This is a genomic window from Ktedonobacteraceae bacterium (assembly GCA_035653615.1).
Taxonomy (GTDB): Bacteria; Chloroflexota; Ktedonobacteria; order Ktedonobacterales; family Ktedonobacteraceae; genus DASRBN01.
Genome location: DASRBN010000035.1, coordinates 49,716 through 65,122, shown reverse-complemented (window position 1 = coordinate 65,122; position 15,407 = coordinate 49,716). Strand labels below are relative to the sequence as shown.

Sequence of the window (15,407 nt, the reverse complement as noted above, 5' to 3'; positions counted from 1 at the left end):
CCCGTTTCCATCACGGGCCAGGAGGTAAGACTATGACTCCAGAAGAGCAAATTGAGCTCGTCAAGAAGCACTACGCGCTCAACGCGTCCGGCGACTACGCGGCGGCGGAGGACCTGCTGACCGACGACTTCGTCATCACGATCCCTCCCTTCCTGCCGTTCGCGGGCGTCTACCGGGGCAAGAAGGCCTTCCGCGAGTTGATCCCGCGCGTGGTCGAGTCGCTCGCTGTGGTGAAGATAAAGTCCGTCGCAACGACCGTTGGGGATGACCATGCTGTCGAAGTCGTCGAGTTCACGTTTGCCGGAGACGACGGTGTGACGGTTCAGAACACCGAGGTGATCCGGTTCCGCGGGCAGCAGATCTGCGAGATCCGACCCTTCTACCACGATCCAGCGCCATGGATCGCTGCCGCCGCTCGTCTCAAGGCGGCGAGGACTCCGGGAGCGTCGACGAGCAGCTCGTCGTGAGCCCTTATGGCTGGTGTTGACACGCCGCTGCCGGCTCACTTCCACTCGAACGGGCCCTGAAAAGAAGCACGCCGGGTTACTCCACGTCGAGTAATCCAGCGTGCTTTTCGACCGCGATCTTTACGCGCCGGGTGTCCCCGGCGATGATGGCATTGACAAGCTCCTCGTGCGTCTCCATGCGGATGTGCAGCCACTCAGCGGCCGATTCGTGGGAGGCATCGTGAGTAGCGACCACAGCATGCTCGCGCACGAACCTTGTCATCGACAGGTAGAGCGCCGATGCCGTCTGGTTCGGAGAAATGAGCGCAATGCGTTCGTGCAGGTCCCAGTTCGCCAGCAGGAACTTGGTCCTACCCCTGGCTGCCGCTGACTTGAGTTTGGCAAGCAGTTTCTTGATGTCGGCGACGTCGATGGCACTTCGGTGTTTCGCAGCGTCGACATCGATCAGGACCTCGAGCGCTTCTCGCACGGCTATAGCTTCGGCAACGGCGGTGGGGGCATCGGTGACGGCAAGGAGGGTGTGCCGGATTTTGACCATCGGTCCCGGGGCTGTTGCAAACAGCCCGCCTCCACGCCCAGGGCGGATTTCGGCGAGCCCGCGATCGGCCAGGAGCCGAATGGCTTCGGCGACAGTCGACCGGGCGAATCCAGTGCGCTCCCTCAGCGAGTCAATAGTGCCGATCAGTTCGCCGGGCTTGAACTCTCGGTCGAGAATCTGCTGTTCGATCTCGCTCGCAAGGATATTCGCGCGCGTCAGGCCTGCTAAGGATTTCATGTATTCAGACTCCCAAGAAACAGTCTAGATTGGATAGGGCCGCACCGGGTGCGGGGATCACCAGGACCAGTCATTTACTTGAAGCCCGGTGCTCTCGCTCGACGTGGTGCGAGTCGAGAGGTGAGAGCCGTACTCGGCCAGGCGCGCCGCATGGTCATGGAGAGTGTCGTGGGCGAAGTCGTGCTCGAAGTCCCGAATAACAGAGTGAAGATGGTTTCCGCTGTCGACAGCATTCACCATCTCGATGAGGAGTAAGCGTGTCTGGATTCGGAAGTAGTGAGGTTGACCTCGCACTAGCCCGCCTGCCCATGCGAAGTGGGTTTCGGTCGGGCCGTCAGCATCGATCTGCGCGCGGTACTCTCCGGCCGCGCGCGCGGGAAGGCGGGCAAGGTACGTGTCGATCAGACGGGTAAGCAGAGCCTGCTGGGTCTCCATGAGACGGTCTGCCGGAATGCCGGACGGCTGATCACGCACCAAAGCAAGCGCCTTCCGATCTTCGGTCGTGATCTGGTACTGCGGCATTCCCAGGTCGTAGTGGTCGGGATACTCAATCGCGCCGATCAACGGCACCTGTCGTGACACGAAGTCGGCGGGCGCCACGTCATGGATGACAGCGAGACTGCGCTGGTCGTCATTCAGTGAGTCGAGCAGCTCGAAGCCGAGTCCTTCGTCATCGGACATCGGATTCAGCACACCGGAGCCGATCATAGGCTGCTGGCCAAGAGCGCTTGGCGTGGTCGAAATCCAGCGCTGGTTCACGATGGTGATATTGAGACACACGTGGTGACCGAGGAAGCGCAGTGACCAGGTATCTTCGAACCCGGGTCGGCCGAAGATGCTGAGGAAGTAGGAATCGGAGGTGCGCCATAGTGGTGCGGCGACCCCCAGGAATTCCGCCTCCCGCGCCCGTAGTACGTGCTCGAGCTGCATAATGGCGAGCACCTTGGTGTAGACCTCGTGTGAGACCGCAAGTCGCACGAGGTCATGCACCACGACCTTCTGGTGACGATCGAGGTTATGCATCGAGACTCCGACGCGGTCGGGCTTCGGAATGATGTCCCAGTCGAGACGACGAGCGTCATCGAATCCGAACAGGGCTGCGCCGCGCTGCTCGGCTGAAAAAGTATCGATCAGGCCAATCACGCCAACGAGCAACTTCTGGATGGTCTGCGCGTCTTCGTGTGTCGGCTGTCTGGTGGAGTTGCGGGTCGTCATTTGGGCCTCCTTTCTGCTCATGAAAAGATTATAACATTTATGCGTATTTCTTGGCAATGGCGCGGACGTCTTGACATCCCCTACACGAGGTGCATATAATTAACAAAACATCATAACCATATCGATGTTTAGCAAGGGAGATGACGTGTCGTCGATGGATGCTCGATTTGTTAACCATGGCCCGCAGAAGGCGGACACTGTGAAGGCGCTCGCGGGGATTGTGAACGCTCCCGGCGCAGAACCGCTGGTGGGCTGGCTTGAATTGCCCTCGCGCTCGCCCGGCACCACATCGCTACAAGTGATTGCCGCTCCATTAAACCCCCTCGACCTGCTCATCGCTTCGGGGACATTTCATTCCGTACGCCACGAATCTCCATACGTCCCCGGCAGCGAATGCGTGGGAGTCGTGATCGACTCAGACCGATTCGCGCAGGGAACCCTCGTGTATGCGGAGTGTCATGCGTCGCCGGCCAGACCGGGAGCTTTTTCAACCCAGGTACTTGTGGACGACGAGAACATCCTTTTGTTGCCCGATAGACTCGATCCGATACAGGCTGCCGCCATCGGAAACTCTGGAGTTGCGGCATACATACCATTGGTCGAGATCGCCAGAATAAGGCCAGGCGATAACGTGCTGATCCTCGGCGCGACCGGTGTAGTCGGCCAGATTGCAGTCCAGATCGCAAAGGCAAAGGGTGCGGCCCGTGTGGTCGGGGTCGGCCGCGACCGCGCCGTGCTGGAGCACCTGAAATCTCTTGGCGCCGATGCTGTCGTCGAGCTGCACGCTGGCGAAGAGGCGGTCGAGCTCACGCACCGATTGCGTGACATGGCCGACGCGGTGAACGTCATTTTGGACTGCCTGTATGGACTGCCGCTGGAAGCCGCGCTGCCGGTGTGCGCATCACACGCGCGTGTGGTCAACGTCGGACACTCGGCAGGCGCGACGGCGTCGATTCCCGCTGGCATCCTTCGCGGCAAGCAGGTGGCCCTCTTCGGATTCGCCGGAGTACACACTCCGCTTAAGGAGAAGCAGCCGGCTCTGTCCTGGCTGTGGGCTGCACTAAAGGGGGGCACGCTTCGTGTGCATGTCAAGACGGTATTGCTCGAGGATCTCCCCGAGGCCTGGCGCGGGCAGGCAACGTCGCCGCACGCAAAATACGTCGTGCTGCCCTCGCAGGCCAAGAAAAGTCGGCAATAGATGTGCCGAGCCAACGCAATGAAGTATTCGCAGACCCCATTAGCCACTTGACACGTAACTCAACACACGTTGAGTTACGTAAAACGCGGACGTATGCTCGCAACCATGCGAGAACCGATCTTCGGACCGGAAATGAGGAGAGGCTTTCAATGAGCGACGACAAGAAGATATATGTGTCATCCAGTCCGCTTCCGGCGGCCAGGTCTGGGGTGTTGACCGGATTCGACCCCGGGATCCGCACCCTGAAGGCGGGCTTTCAGATCGCGCCCCAGTTCCGGCCTTTGCCCGTCGATGTGGTGCTCGAGAAGGACATTGCGGTCACGTTGCGTGACGGGGTGACGGTCTACGTGGATGTGTTCCGTCCGGTAGGCGAAGAGAAGGTGCCCGTCATCGTGGCCTACAGCCCATACGGCAAAGGCCAAGGCACCTCCCTGAGCGTGATGGGCATCTTTGGTCTGGTCGGCCTGGACAACAGTATCGTCTCGGGTCTGGAGAAGTTCGAGGGGCCTGACCCAGCATTCTGGTGCGCGCAGGGGTACGCGATCTGCAACCCTGATATCCGCGGCATAGGCAACTCCGACGGCGACAGTGTGCTATGGGATCGACAGGACGGTCGTGACTGCTACGATCTCATCGAGTGGCTGGCCGAACAGGAATGGTGCAGTGGCAAGGTCGCGATGAGCGGGACCTCCTACCTGGCGGCCACGCAGTGGTTCACCGCAGCCGAGCAGCCGCCGCACCTCGCCGCCATCAACCCGTGGGAGGGTGTGAGCGATGTCTACCGCGATCTCGTCATGCGAGGCGGAATGCCGGACACCGGCTTCGCCCGCCAGTTGCAGACCGGCAGCTTCTTCGGCAAAGGCCAGAAGGAGGACATACTCGCGGAGGTCGAGCAGTACCCGCTCGTCAACGACCTGTGGGAGCACAAGATTGCGGATTTCGGCCGGATTGACGTGCCTGCCTATGTCGTTGCGAGCTATTCAAACACGCTGCACACCGCAGGAACGTTCCGCGGCTGGAGGCGGATTGCCTCGAAGGAGAAGTGGCTGCGTATCCACAACAGCCAGGAGTGGCCCGATTACTACGACGAGACGAACAGGGACGACCTGCGTCGATTCTTCGACCGCTACTTGAAGGGCGAGGACAACGGGTGGGAACAGACACCACGCGTTCGCTACTCCGTGCTTGACCTCGAGGGCGGCGACAGGATCAACATCGCTGCGGACCAATTCCCCCCGAAAGATGTCACGCCGACGAAGTACTACCTCAACGGACGCTCGAGAGTCCTGACCACTGAAGCCCCGCCGGATGAGGTGGCAGCGACCTACGCTGTCGGTTCCAACCCCAGTGCGGTGTCGTTCATCATGCGCTTCGACCAGGAGACTGTGCTCGTCGGTTACCCGAAGGCCCATCTCTGGGTCGAAGCACAGGGCGCTGACGACATGGACTTGTTCGTGCTCATGCAGAAGCTCGACAAGGGCGGCACGCCACTGCAAGCGTTCACCGTGCCCAACCACAGCGCGATGATCCACGACATCACTGATCACGGTGCGACGATCCTGAGGTACAAGGGATCCGACGGACGCCTGCGCGTCTCTGCCCGCAACCTCGACGAGACGCTGTCGACCGACGACGTGCCCGCCCACACGTTCGACCGTATCGAGAAGCTCTCACCGAGCGAGGTCGTCGAGATCGAAATTGAACTGCTCCCGATCGGACTTGCCTTCCACCCAGGCGAACAGCTTCGCTTCGTCATCAGCTCTAACAACCTGCTTGGCACGATGATGCCGGGAATCCAGGAATACGTCGGTGCGAACAGCGGCTCACACGTCATCCACACGGGTGGCGCGCACCCTTCTTATCTGCGGCTCCCCGTGCAAGCGGGGTAACGACGGCCGCGACATACTGTGCGATATCGCCTTGATGATGGCGATGATCGATCGCTTGTTGCATCAGGGGAGGTCTTTTACTTACGAGGCATCTCGTACCCCCTTCGGGGGAAAGAGCTAGTGACGTTGACCGCCAAACCAGATCTGGCCATCGCGGCCAGCAATGGAAAGGATTGAGTCTGATGCCGGTTTTTAGGCCGGAATTTCGCAGGGTTGACAGGCTCAGACGCACTTTTGCTGATGCGGCAGCCCCGAGCGGTGAAGCACGCGGAGACGAAGTAGGTCGAAGTTGGCTCGTCCGTATCCTTGCCTTTTAATCAGTTTGAGTCGATGGACCTGAGCCTCGGTCTGCCCTTGACTCCACTCCAAAGCCAGCCCATTGCGAACCGCGTCGTAGTCCCGATAGATCCCGGCAGCAAACCCCTTGAGTTCTGGAATCCCACTGGCTTTGGCTTCCTCAAGCCAGCGCGGAAGGGGATCTGCCTGATGAGAAGCCACCATGGCCCGGAAATCTTGGGCAAGCTGATACGCCTGGTCCAGTTCTTCGTCCCCTCTACGCAGCGGGTCCAATTGCCAGACCTATCTCAGTTTGAGCTTGCAGGGATTGCACACAAAGAGCCAGGCCGCCTCCCGCGCTGTAAGGGGTGCAGGGGTGGTCCCGGGGTGATGGTGCTTTTGAGACTGCTGGTACGCCTCCTTCCAGGCAGGCTGTTTGCGCATGCTGCGGAGATAGTCCCGGACAATCGTGCTGCCACCTTGATAGCCTTGCCCTCGCAGTTCTTCAAGGAGGCGAGTGGCGTTGCATTGGCCCGCCTGCACGCGCTGCTGGAGATAGGCTTTGTAGGGGTCGAGTTTGCTCGGACGCAAGCCTCGCCGCGCCATTTCTGGGAAGGCCGGGGCTCTGAGGTAGCGACGAACGGTGTCCCGGTCCAGTCCCACCAGGGTGGCAATCGCCACTTGGCTGGCTCCCTGCGCGTGCAACTGAATCACTGCCTCATAGCGACTTTGGCGTCTAGCGCGACGAGCTTGTCGCTGCGCTTCCGCGCAGGTGAGAGGCTTCGGCTCACCTTTCCCCTCTGATGCTGGCTCACCGGGAGGTGGAACCGTCTCCGCCTGCTGTCTGCACTGTGCTTCCGAGGCCAGCCGTGTGAGGGTCTCGTGCTTGCGCTCAAACAGACGGGTCAGAGCGGCCTGGAGGTTCAGCAAGAGATGAAAGCGGTCACTGACCTGCTTGGCACTCGGCGCGCCACGCCGCAGCGCGTCGGCATACGCGCCCGCGCGATCACGGCTCGCGATCTCAATGCCAGGATGCGCGGCCAACCACTTGACCAGGGTCTCCGCCTCTCGATCGGGCAGGACATCGATGACTTGGTGGAGCACCTGGTCGATGAGAATCGTTCCGTAGCGGCGGCCACGTTTCCAGGCAAAGTCATCGACCCCTAACACCCGAGGTGTGGCGCTCTCGGGAGGATGGCTTCGCCGCATCAGCCGGACAAGGGTATCGTGGCTGACCGGCATGCCCAGCAGGTGAACAATCGGTTCGCCTGCTCTCCCTCCGAGCGCAAAGGCCAGTTCACACAAGGTCTCTGCCTGCCGGATTGTCCGACGGGCGTAAGTTGGCGCGCAGGTGGGCAAGCGCTCGGTAAAGATTTTGCGTTCGCAGTCCCCATTCAGACAGCGGAAACGCCGGACCTGCACGAGCCAGCGCACTCGCTGTCCCGAACAAGAGAGGTCAGCAAGCGTCCGAACGTAGCGAGAATGGACCTTGCTTGAAGGGTGCTGACAGCGTGGGCATCGGGCCTCGGAGGCCGTGGTGAGAGCCGTCGCCACAATCGTCTTCGTGGGCTCATCAACCTCCAGGTGGGTAAGCATTAGTTCAGCCGCGTCGGGGAGCAGTAAGACACTTGCCATGGCGGTGGACTCCTTCCATCCATTCCAGAATTATCTTTGGCAAAAGAGTGTACTGCATCATCCGACAACAAGCTATTAAAAGTGCATAAAAGAACAGGGGGAATATAGAACACGTGTCTCAGCAAAAGTGCGTCTGAGCCTGACAACCGTGATTTACAAGCAGATAATGGAGGGAGCGAGGGGCTCTTTTCTTCGCAGTCATGCCATGCCCGTTCCAGGGAGGCCAACGCATTCATAAACTGAGTATGTGTAATAGTTACGCATCTGCGGAGGTCCTTCTTTACGATCCAGCTATACCGTTCATTGCTCAATGCCACCTGGAGGTAGAGAGGTGCCATTGGCTGCCCTCCAAGCAGTGAGATATGTATGGATCGTGTTGGTTTGCTGATCGCAAGCTGAAGAAGCGGTCTCTGTCTCGAAAATGTATCTGTTTCAACGATTTTTAGAAGCGCCCTCTGAACTTCCTGGCACTGCTCTCTGCTCAGCTCGATGTGCAAAGCCTCTTCGTCTGAACGGCCAGTTGCCTCAATAGACGCATAAGAACTTCGTCCTGAATTACCAAGCATACATTCCAAAACATGTTTCTGGGGGAGCCAGATCAGATGGATGTCCTCATTTGCAAGCTCTTCTGCATCTTCCAGAAAGGGATAAAGCCAACAAAGGGCCTGCCATAATTCATGAGCGACGACATGAAGAACATCTTTTTCTGACAGAAGTGATTGGTCAGCGAGAGATATGCCTCTTGTGTCCTCCTGTATCGATGAAGAGCTAACTTCCTTTTTTGAAAGCAATGCGTCGAGTGTGAGTTGGGTCAGTGCAGCAGAATCTGCCATCGGAAGAGGCGCTGGACTATTATCGCTCATGGAAGAAGGGGTTTTCGATACAGGCGATTGTGGGAATGGTGAATCAGGCGTTCCTAGATGGTTTGGGAGGCGACTTTGTTGCACGAGGGCCTTCCGGCGTTGCTGAAGCTGGTCTGTAAGATGCTGCTACTGTGAGTCACGCTCTATGTGTTCTAACAGTCTTCGCATATCGCGCAACTGTTCGTTGCTGATCGGTTGACTTTCCTCCCAGAAAGGAGCCCAATCCGCTCGAATACGCTCAATGAAGTTCGGGTCGGCAACTGCAACGCCATATTCGAGGTTGCGGTCTAAGCCAGAGCGGGTTGCGCTCCCGGAACCAACGACGGCAAATTGCCTATCAATGACCCATACCTTCGCGTGAATGCGCTGATGTGTCCGCAGTTCGACTGCCCAATGCGGCATCTGGCTTGGCCAGGCGAGAAGGCGTTCAAGTGCTTTCAACTCAGAGGCCCCTGTTAAAAAGTCCTCGATGCGGATGCGTGTCAAGATATGGAAGGTAATGAGTGAGTTTGCTTTTTGTGGAAGGGAAAGCAGCGTTTTTTCTACGTCTTCAAGCACATCGTCAGTGAAATAAGGACTAATACAGAAAATGTCTTGCTGTGCTTGCTTGACGGCTTCTACTAGGGTAGATCGCCAGGGGGGCATCACTAGCCGAAAGAGAGACGGTATATCGTTTTGCATACGAGCAAAGCCTTCTTCTCGTGAAGAGGGAAAACCCCTCGTCATTATCTGCGATAGACGCTGTAACGGACCGGATATGCATTTTCAGTGTTATCATAGCGAGCTTTCCGCAGATGCGTCAATTTTCTTGGCAGAAGTCCTGTTTCCCCTAAGAACGCTATTTAGAAGATATATCTTGTGCATCCCTTGTCCCGATTGTTCTTGATTCTACACAGGTTTCATATCGCATGGAAACATGTTCTCTTACCTGCGCTGTGGCTAAATCGTTTCGGAGGGGAAACCGTGCATGAGAGACGACCTGGAGACAGGCTCGAGCTGTGCCCGAATCACATTAACTCTCTTGGCCTACGTAAATTGCACACAGGTGTCTGACATCATATACATCTCTGTCAGACACGCCGCTTAAGAATCACGGTGCTGTCAGACAGAGTCCCCAGATCCACTAGTAATGGTGCAATGTGCTGGTGCCACCTGATTTCTAGCGCAGCAGGAGGATAGGATAGCGTGTACCGCCTTTTGAAAGAGATGGTGTAGTGAGGAACTTGGAAGCAGTATCTCCTTTAACACGGATGATGTTGCTGCCAGAAGTCCAGGCGGTTTTCGTAGTGAGGAACTTGGAAGCAGTATCTCCTTTAACACCGTGGATCGTAGCATCAATCACGGGTGGCTGGCTACTCTGGATGTACTTCGGAAGAAACCGCATGAGGACATTGTGGACACGTGGCATAAGGGATGTGCTGTTGCTGCCAGTAGCGCACGAGTGCCTCTTGCTGCTGCGGCGTAATCCACCACTCGCGCGCATTACGCGTGGCGTTGTCCCGCGAAATAATCGAGAGGGCGATCTGCTGCTCCTCGTACAGTTTCTTGACACGATTCACTTTCACCTGATGTTGCTGCGCGAAGGCTGCGACGGTCATTGATCCTGACGGCAAGCCCCTCCTGCCCAGCACCGAGAGCGATCGATCCGTCGCCCTTGACGAACGAAACCCGGCGAGCAAGCGGACCATGTCGTGGGGCTCGAAGGAGGGCTGCTGCTCTGAATCGGTTGCTTGGGTCTTGGCTCGAACCCTGGCGGTAGTGAACAGCGCCAGCAAGGAATCAATCTCCACCCGGAGGAAGTGAACTTGCTCGGTGAGTTCTTGCACGGCATGGACAAGCTGTTCGTGGCGATCGTCCGAGGAGAGAGTTGGCAGACCTTGCCGCTCTTTCCAGGCCAGAACATCGTCGTAGGCGATCCGCAGCTTGTTGCTCCTGGCATGGGATGCGACCAGTTCACCTCGATCTATCATACGGTAGATGGTACGAGGGTTGACACCCAGCAAGGCGGCTGCTTCTGCTCCTGTGAGATACTTGCGTCCCTCGTATTCGTGCTGCTCTTTTCTCATAGCGTTTCCTGTATTCTGCGTTTCCGGTCAATACGCGTCACCGCCCTCCACGTCTTGTCCGAGCCTTCTTGCCACCCTTTTCATTCGTCTGGCTACATCTTCTGCCGCGCCCCTTCTCTTCATCATGCTTCCCGCTCACTACTGTAGCAGAAAAAATGCCACATAGCTGTTAGTTTTCACCCAACATTTTCCCTGAAATTGGTCAAGGCACCAGATTTGTGCGTTATCGTAATCTGCTGGATGCCTGAAGGCCAGTTCATCGGTACAAGGATACGCGCGAACTCATATGTCATGACATGTCGGTCCTGAGAAGACTTGGCGGTATCGTTCTTGTCATGTCAGGGCTTTGCAGTCGGCCTCGTTTATCCAGCATCTTGTCGTGACGGGTCCATACATCATCCTTACCCAGCAGATACTCCTGTCATGACAGGCACTCGCAATAGAGGCATCTCCGTCTCCTTCCTCCTGTATGCGTGTTGCTTCATCAGCGCTTCCTGTCGTGACAGGTCGCCTCTTCTTGTGCATCAGCCAAGTTCTGCGGTCATGACGTGTCGCTCCCTCCCGCTCTTCTCTCTGTTGGCATAGTCATGACAGATCCTCTTTCTGCACCGATGTTCTCTTACTCTCCGTCATGACAGGTCTCTCTTTTTGAGGAAACTAATACATATAAGTAAAATGATCAACATATATAAGTTTAAAATTAACACGTATCATTTGAAAATTCCCTAAATATATGCTATAAGACCTGTATACTATTGTGGTATGACTTCGCCCAAAGGGAGTTACAGTACGGGCCGCTGTGCCAGTGGGGCAACCCCTGGAAAGGCTCAGGTCGATCGTCACCTCACTGTGCTAGCGGCTGGGAAGTCCGCTGGTGGTGAAACGACGAGGCGTGGTTCCGCCGTGGCAAGCAGTTCTTGGAACACCGACCAGATGCTTTTCACAAGCAACCGGGCCGCATCTGCCAGCCACCCTTCTCGGTGGCCATGATGGGCGTGGCTCCCCTCTTACGAGCTGGTGCAGGTCGCCTCAATGATCTGGTTCGCTCCGCACCTGGCGCAGCCTAGCTACCTCAGCAGTTCTGAGGCACCACGACGATTTGGCATGACGTTCTCGTAGGGCACCCTTGGAGTGCGTGCCTGCTAGCGGTGAGAGTCCTCTGGCAGGATCGGATGACGGGACTGGTAGAGAGATATCCCTCCCAAAGAGGTTTGGGTGTTCCCGGCAGCTGTTCAATTGATGAACGGATAAACAGGGGAGTAGGTAAAGAAGGATCGAGGAGCGTCATCAGTACCTGCGGATAAGTGTCGAGCTTCGGAAAATTTCTCAACTCGATTATGGTTTCCTAGCAGAAGTAATAGGAGGGCACGCCATGGGCAAACGACCTGGAGCCAAGTATGCCGCCGTTCAGCGCCTCAATACACTCATGGCGGATCATCAGAAACGAATGACAGCCAAGGATGAGGCCCGCGCACGCGGAGAGTCCCTATTTGCCTTCACCGACAACAAGATTCATGCCTTTGAGTCGCGCAACAATTATCAGAAGATCGTGATGCGTTTCATCGATTGGGTGCGCGATCAGCACAATATCCGTGACCTGGCTCGTATCGACTTGGAGGCTGACGAACTGGCCTCGCTCTACTTGCTGGAACGCATCGAGCGAGATTATAGTGCCTGGACACTGGCAACCGAGCGCTCTGCATTGCGCATGTTCTTTCAGGATCGCACGCTTACCGATTGCGTAGAATTACCTAAACGGCGGCGTGAAGATATCACACGCTCCCGCTGGCCCGCCATCCGCGACAAACACATTAACCCGGAGAATTGGCAACATGTCATCAACTTCTGCTTAGCCTGTGGGCTGCGGCGGGAGGAGCTACGCGACCTCCGTGTGCATGAGGTCTACCCTCGACCGAGTGATCATCGCCTGGTGGTCTGTGTCAGACACGGCAAAGGGGGCAAAGATCGTCAGGTGCCTGTCTTCCCTGGCCGCGAACAGGCCGTTCTCTCGCAAGTCACTGGTCGCTCTCCCGGCGAGCATGTGTTTACGAAGATTTCCGGCAATCTGGACATTCACAGCTATCGCCGAGAGTTTGCACAGCAACTTTATGAGCATCTCTCCGGCAAGCCGCTGCCGCCATTAACAGGTCGGCTGCAATCAGCGAACCTGGACCGCGATGCTGCTCTGTATGTCAGTCGCTGCCTTGGCCACAACCGCATTGACATCATTTTTGGTCACTACATCCGCTGATGTATCGGTTGACAAAGCAATGGATGTCCTTTGAAGCTGTGCTAACGGGCGGCGCTTCTGTGGCTAAGGGCATGCTCCACAGCCCATCAAAGGAACCTAGAAAGCACATAGCTCATGTCGAATGCCTTTCGTCCACAGAAGGATCCTCGGCCAGAGATGGAGGAGGCTCTTGACAAGGCCATCGCCTTGTCCGCCGGAAAGAGGCACTACGCGGTGACCGATGGCCAATTGCTATATGAGCAGCACCGACGCTATCGCTATGCGTTCACGCTCGTCAAAGGGCGCTGGGATCTGCCCGATGGAACCGACCTGAGGCTCTCCAGTGCAGACCTCATTAATCCGCTCCCGGTCGAACTGTCAGGCACCAAAGAGGATACTGTGATCATCACGGTGACGCGGCGACTCATGGAGAGCACGCTGACCTCTGCGCAGCTCGTCGTGGACTGTGGCTTCCAGCTCAGGAAACTGAAAGAAGCTCTCCTTCGCAAAGCGACCACGGCCCAGTTAGGGCTCAAACTCTTCGGTGTACTCGACTGCCCCGATGATGAGGCAGCCTCGCACCTGGTCGATACCATTCAGGATGCCTTCGTCCCCGACGAGGCACAGCGCCAGGCGCTCCGGCGTGCGCTGGCAAGCGCATTGCTGGTCGTCCTGGGACCGCCAGGCACTGGCAAGACCAACGTGCTGGCCGCCATTGCCCTGCTCCACGCCACGCTCTTTGGTTCTCGGGTGCTCATCGTCTCACACACGAACGTCTCGCTCGACAACGCCGTCATCTGCCTGGCGCATTTTCTTCGTGCATGTAGGCTGGGGCAGTGGCTCGACGGGCAGCGCCTGATCCGCTTCGGGAATCCGCACCTGGCCAAACTCGAAGAAGAGGACTATCGTACCGTCACCCTGCCACACATTGTGGCCGACCGCGTGGCGTCCAATCGCCAGGAGATGACAATTTTGGAACTCAGGCGCGCAACCCTGCTTAAGCAACTCACCGAATCTCGAGAGGAACTGCCTGAGCAAGTGCAGGCGTGGCAGCAGCGATCCGCTGAGTTACTGCGGAAATGTAAGCGAGCCGAGCGCGCGTTGGCCGACCTGGAAGCTGAGGAGCATGCGAGGCAGGCCCCGATCCTGGAGCATCTCTCACTGCACCTGGATCAGTATGCGAAAGAAGAGCAGACCATGAAAGACACCAGAGCCGACTGGGAAGAAGCGGATCGCCAGTTGCAACCGTTGCAAGCGTTTTACCAGGAGCAATGGATACGGTACGAGACTGCCTACAGGAAGCTCGAACACCTTCGGAAGTATCCGTCCGTGATTCGTCTCGTGATTGGGGTATGGACGGGCGAGCGAGAAAAGGATCTGGAGGAAACCGTCCAAACGCTGGCAACTCAGCTCCATGACCTTGCCATGCAGATCAAAGAGCTTCAGCAGGAGCAAAGGCAGGATATCGATGCTTATCTACAAGCCAGGCAACGAAGGGATAGCCTTGCTCCTGCTATCGCATACTGGGAACAAGCGCGTGATGCGCGACCGATCCACGCGGTAGAGCAGCAGGACACGCTGACCAGGCAACTCAACGATCTGACGCAGGAACTGGCTGAAGGCAACCTGCATATTGCCGAGATCGAGCGTGACATCGCCTCCTGGGAACAGGAGGTAGCCTCACTTGAGGGAACCCTGGCCCGCCTCGATCAGCAGGTCGCGGATCTGAAGCGCGAAGCGGAACGGCAGGCTGTGGAGAGGGCCAAAATCATCGCCGCAACGCTCACCGCGCTCTACCTCAACCCGGTGCTCCTCGCCCAGGAATGGGATGTCGTGCTGGTTGATGAAGCATCGATGGCCCCACCGCCAGCGGTAAAAGTGGCGGCTGATTGCGCCAGGCATCACCTGATCATCGTTGGCGACCCACAGCAGCTTGCACCCATCTGTATCTTCAAGGATGACCTGGTGTACCGCTGGCTCGGTCTCGACGTGTTCGCTCACGGGCACTACACCCTGGAGGAGGCGGAGCAGGGAACGCACCACTGCATCCTCCTCCGTTATCAGAGTCGCATGCACAGAGACATCTGCGACCTGGTTCGCGGTCCGGTCTATCAAAGGCGGCTCAAGGATCGCAACCCCTTGGCACCCAGGCGCGCCTATCAACCAGAGCCTGAACACGCCGTTGTGCTCTATGATACTGGGAATGTCAAACGCGCGCGAGCGTATCACCCGGACAATGGCCAGTCGCGCTATAACCAGTACCATGCCGAGCTTGATCTCATCCTGGCAAAGCAAGTCCTTTCTAGTGTCCCCATAAACGAGCGGTATGCGGAATACATCGGCATCGTGACACCGTATACAGCCCAGCGCGAATGTATCAAGGAACGGATGCAGGGCAAGGACCTGGAGATCTATTGCAGAGTGGGGACAGTCCATGCCTTTCAGGGGATGGAATTCCGCGTCGTCATCTTCGATGTTGTCGAAGCGCCTGACCTGAGGATTGCCCCCTTTCTGCGTGAAGGATGGGGGTCTGACGCCATGCGCCTGCTCAACGTGGCCGTCACCCGGGCCAGGGATAAGCTGCTGATCGTCGCCCACCTGCCGCACATCCGTAAACAGCCTGCTTCCTCTATGCTGAAGCAGATTATGCTACTGGCCGCGCAGAAGAGGCAGATTCCAGCTGAGACCCTTCTGCTCTAAGAGACCCTCTCATTGGCCCGCACGACTGGGAGCGGCGTAGATGACAAGGCGAAAAGACGCGCCGACTGCTTTCCGCACAGATACAGGAGAAAA

11 protein-coding genes are annotated in these 15,407 nt (G+C 57.4%); 5 read left to right on the top strand and 6 right to left on the bottom strand.

The annotated features are described in order from the left end of the window. The first annotated feature begins 32 nt into the window (after positions 1–32). Complete coding sequence (locus tag VFA09_19940) at positions 33–467, top strand: nuclear transport factor 2 family protein (GenBank protein ID HZU69555.1); 435 nt, start codon at positions 33–35, stop codon at positions 465–467. Positions 468–543: 76 nt separating this feature from the next. On the opposite strand, the gene VFA09_19935 is transcribed toward VFA09_19940, so the two are convergent. Together VFA09_19935 and VFA09_19930 are read right to left on the bottom strand one after the other, a co-directional pair. Then, positions 544–1,242 (bottom strand): FCD domain-containing protein, encoded by a 699-nt coding sequence (locus tag VFA09_19935; GenBank protein HZU69554.1) that lies wholly within the window; start codon positions 1,240–1,242, stop codon positions 544–546. A gap of 57 nt (positions 1,243–1,299) precedes the next feature. Further along, entirely contained in the window at positions 1,300–2,457 is a 1,158-nt protein-coding gene (locus VFA09_19930; protein ID HZU69553.1) for a DUF3500 domain-containing protein, read from the bottom strand. A gap of 154 nt (positions 2,458–2,611) precedes the next feature. On the opposite strand from VFA09_19930, the gene VFA09_19925 reads away from it, so the two are divergent. Together VFA09_19925 and VFA09_19920 are read left to right on the top strand one after the other, a co-directional pair. After that, entirely contained in the window at positions 2,612–3,655 is a 1,044-nt protein-coding gene (locus VFA09_19925) for a zinc-binding alcohol dehydrogenase family protein (GenBank protein ID HZU69552.1), read from the top strand. Positions 3,656–3,804: 149 nt separating this feature from the next. Beyond that, positions 3,805–5,544, top strand: a complete 1,740-nt coding sequence (locus VFA09_19920) for a CocE/NonD family hydrolase (GenBank protein ID HZU69551.1) — start codon at positions 3,805–3,807, stop codon at positions 5,542–5,544. A gap of 222 nt (positions 5,545–5,766) precedes the next feature. Here VFA09_19920 and VFA09_19915 read toward each other — a convergent pair whose 3' ends face one another. The 4 genes from VFA09_19915 to VFA09_19900 form a co-directional block, all read right to left on the bottom strand. Continuing rightward, positions 5,767–6,114 carry a transposase gene (locus VFA09_19915; GenBank protein ID HZU69550.1) on the bottom strand — a complete coding sequence of 116 codons (348 nt, stop codon included), beginning with the start codon at positions 6,112–6,114 and terminating at the stop codon, positions 5,767–5,769. A 9-nt stretch (positions 6,115–6,123) separates the two neighbouring features. Continuing rightward, entirely contained in the window at positions 6,124–7,455 is a 1,332-nt protein-coding gene (locus VFA09_19910) for an ISL3 family transposase (GenBank protein ID HZU69549.1), read from the bottom strand. Positions 7,456–8,444: 989 nt separating this feature from the next. Beyond that, positions 8,445–8,999 (bottom strand): phospholipase D-like domain-containing protein, encoded by a 555-nt coding sequence (locus VFA09_19905; GenBank protein ID HZU69548.1) that lies wholly within the window; start codon positions 8,997–8,999, stop codon positions 8,445–8,447. Positions 9,000–9,670: 671 nt separating this feature from the next. After that, positions 9,671–10,384: a helix-turn-helix domain-containing protein gene (locus VFA09_19900; protein ID HZU69547.1), complete on the bottom strand. Its 714-nt coding sequence runs from the start codon at positions 10,382–10,384 to the stop codon at positions 9,671–9,673. Between the two features lie 1,372 nt (positions 10,385–11,756). Here VFA09_19900 and VFA09_19895 point away from each other — a divergent pair. After that, a complete protein-coding gene (locus VFA09_19895) occupies positions 11,757–12,635 on the top strand; it encodes a site-specific integrase (GenBank protein ID HZU69546.1) in 879 nt (292 codons plus the stop codon). A 156-nt stretch (positions 12,636–12,791) separates the two neighbouring features. Continuing rightward, positions 12,792–15,314 carry an AAA domain-containing protein gene (locus VFA09_19890; protein ID HZU69545.1) on the top strand — a complete coding sequence of 841 codons (2,523 nt, stop codon included), beginning with the start codon at positions 12,792–12,794 and terminating at the stop codon, positions 15,312–15,314. Positions 15,315–15,407: the final 93 nt, after the last annotated feature.

Excerpts from the sequence above, each read along its gene's own strand:
- VFA09_19900 (HZU69547.1), bottom strand. The coding sequence starts at position 10,384 with ATGAGAAAAGAGCAGCACGAATACGAGGGACGCAAGTATCTCACAGGA.
- VFA09_19930 (HZU69553.1), bottom strand. The coding sequence starts at position 2,457 with ATGACGACCCGCAACTCCACCAGACAGCCGACACACGAAGACGCGCAG.
- VFA09_19940 (HZU69555.1), top strand. The coding sequence starts at position 33 with ATGACTCCAGAAGAGCAAATTGAGCTCGTCAAGAAGCACTACGCGCTC.
- VFA09_19935 (HZU69554.1), bottom strand. The coding sequence starts at position 1,242 with ATGAAATCCTTAGCAGGCCTGACGCGCGCGAATATCCTTGCGAGCGAG.
- VFA09_19910 (HZU69549.1), bottom strand. The coding sequence starts at position 7,455 with ATGGCAAGTGTCTTACTGCTCCCCGACGCGGCTGAACTAATGCTTACC.
- VFA09_19920 (HZU69551.1), top strand. The coding sequence starts at position 3,805 with ATGAGCGACGACAAGAAGATATATGTGTCATCCAGTCCGCTTCCGGCG.
- VFA09_19905 (HZU69548.1), bottom strand. The coding sequence starts at position 8,999 with ATGCAAAACGATATACCGTCTCTCTTTCGGCTAGTGATGCCCCCCTGG.
- VFA09_19895 (HZU69546.1), top strand. The coding sequence starts at position 11,757 with ATGGGCAAACGACCTGGAGCCAAGTATGCCGCCGTTCAGCGCCTCAAT.
- VFA09_19925 (HZU69552.1), top strand. The coding sequence starts at position 2,612 with ATGGATGCTCGATTTGTTAACCATGGCCCGCAGAAGGCGGACACTGTG.
- VFA09_19890 (HZU69545.1), top strand. The coding sequence starts at position 12,792 with ATGGAGGAGGCTCTTGACAAGGCCATCGCCTTGTCCGCCGGAAAGAGG.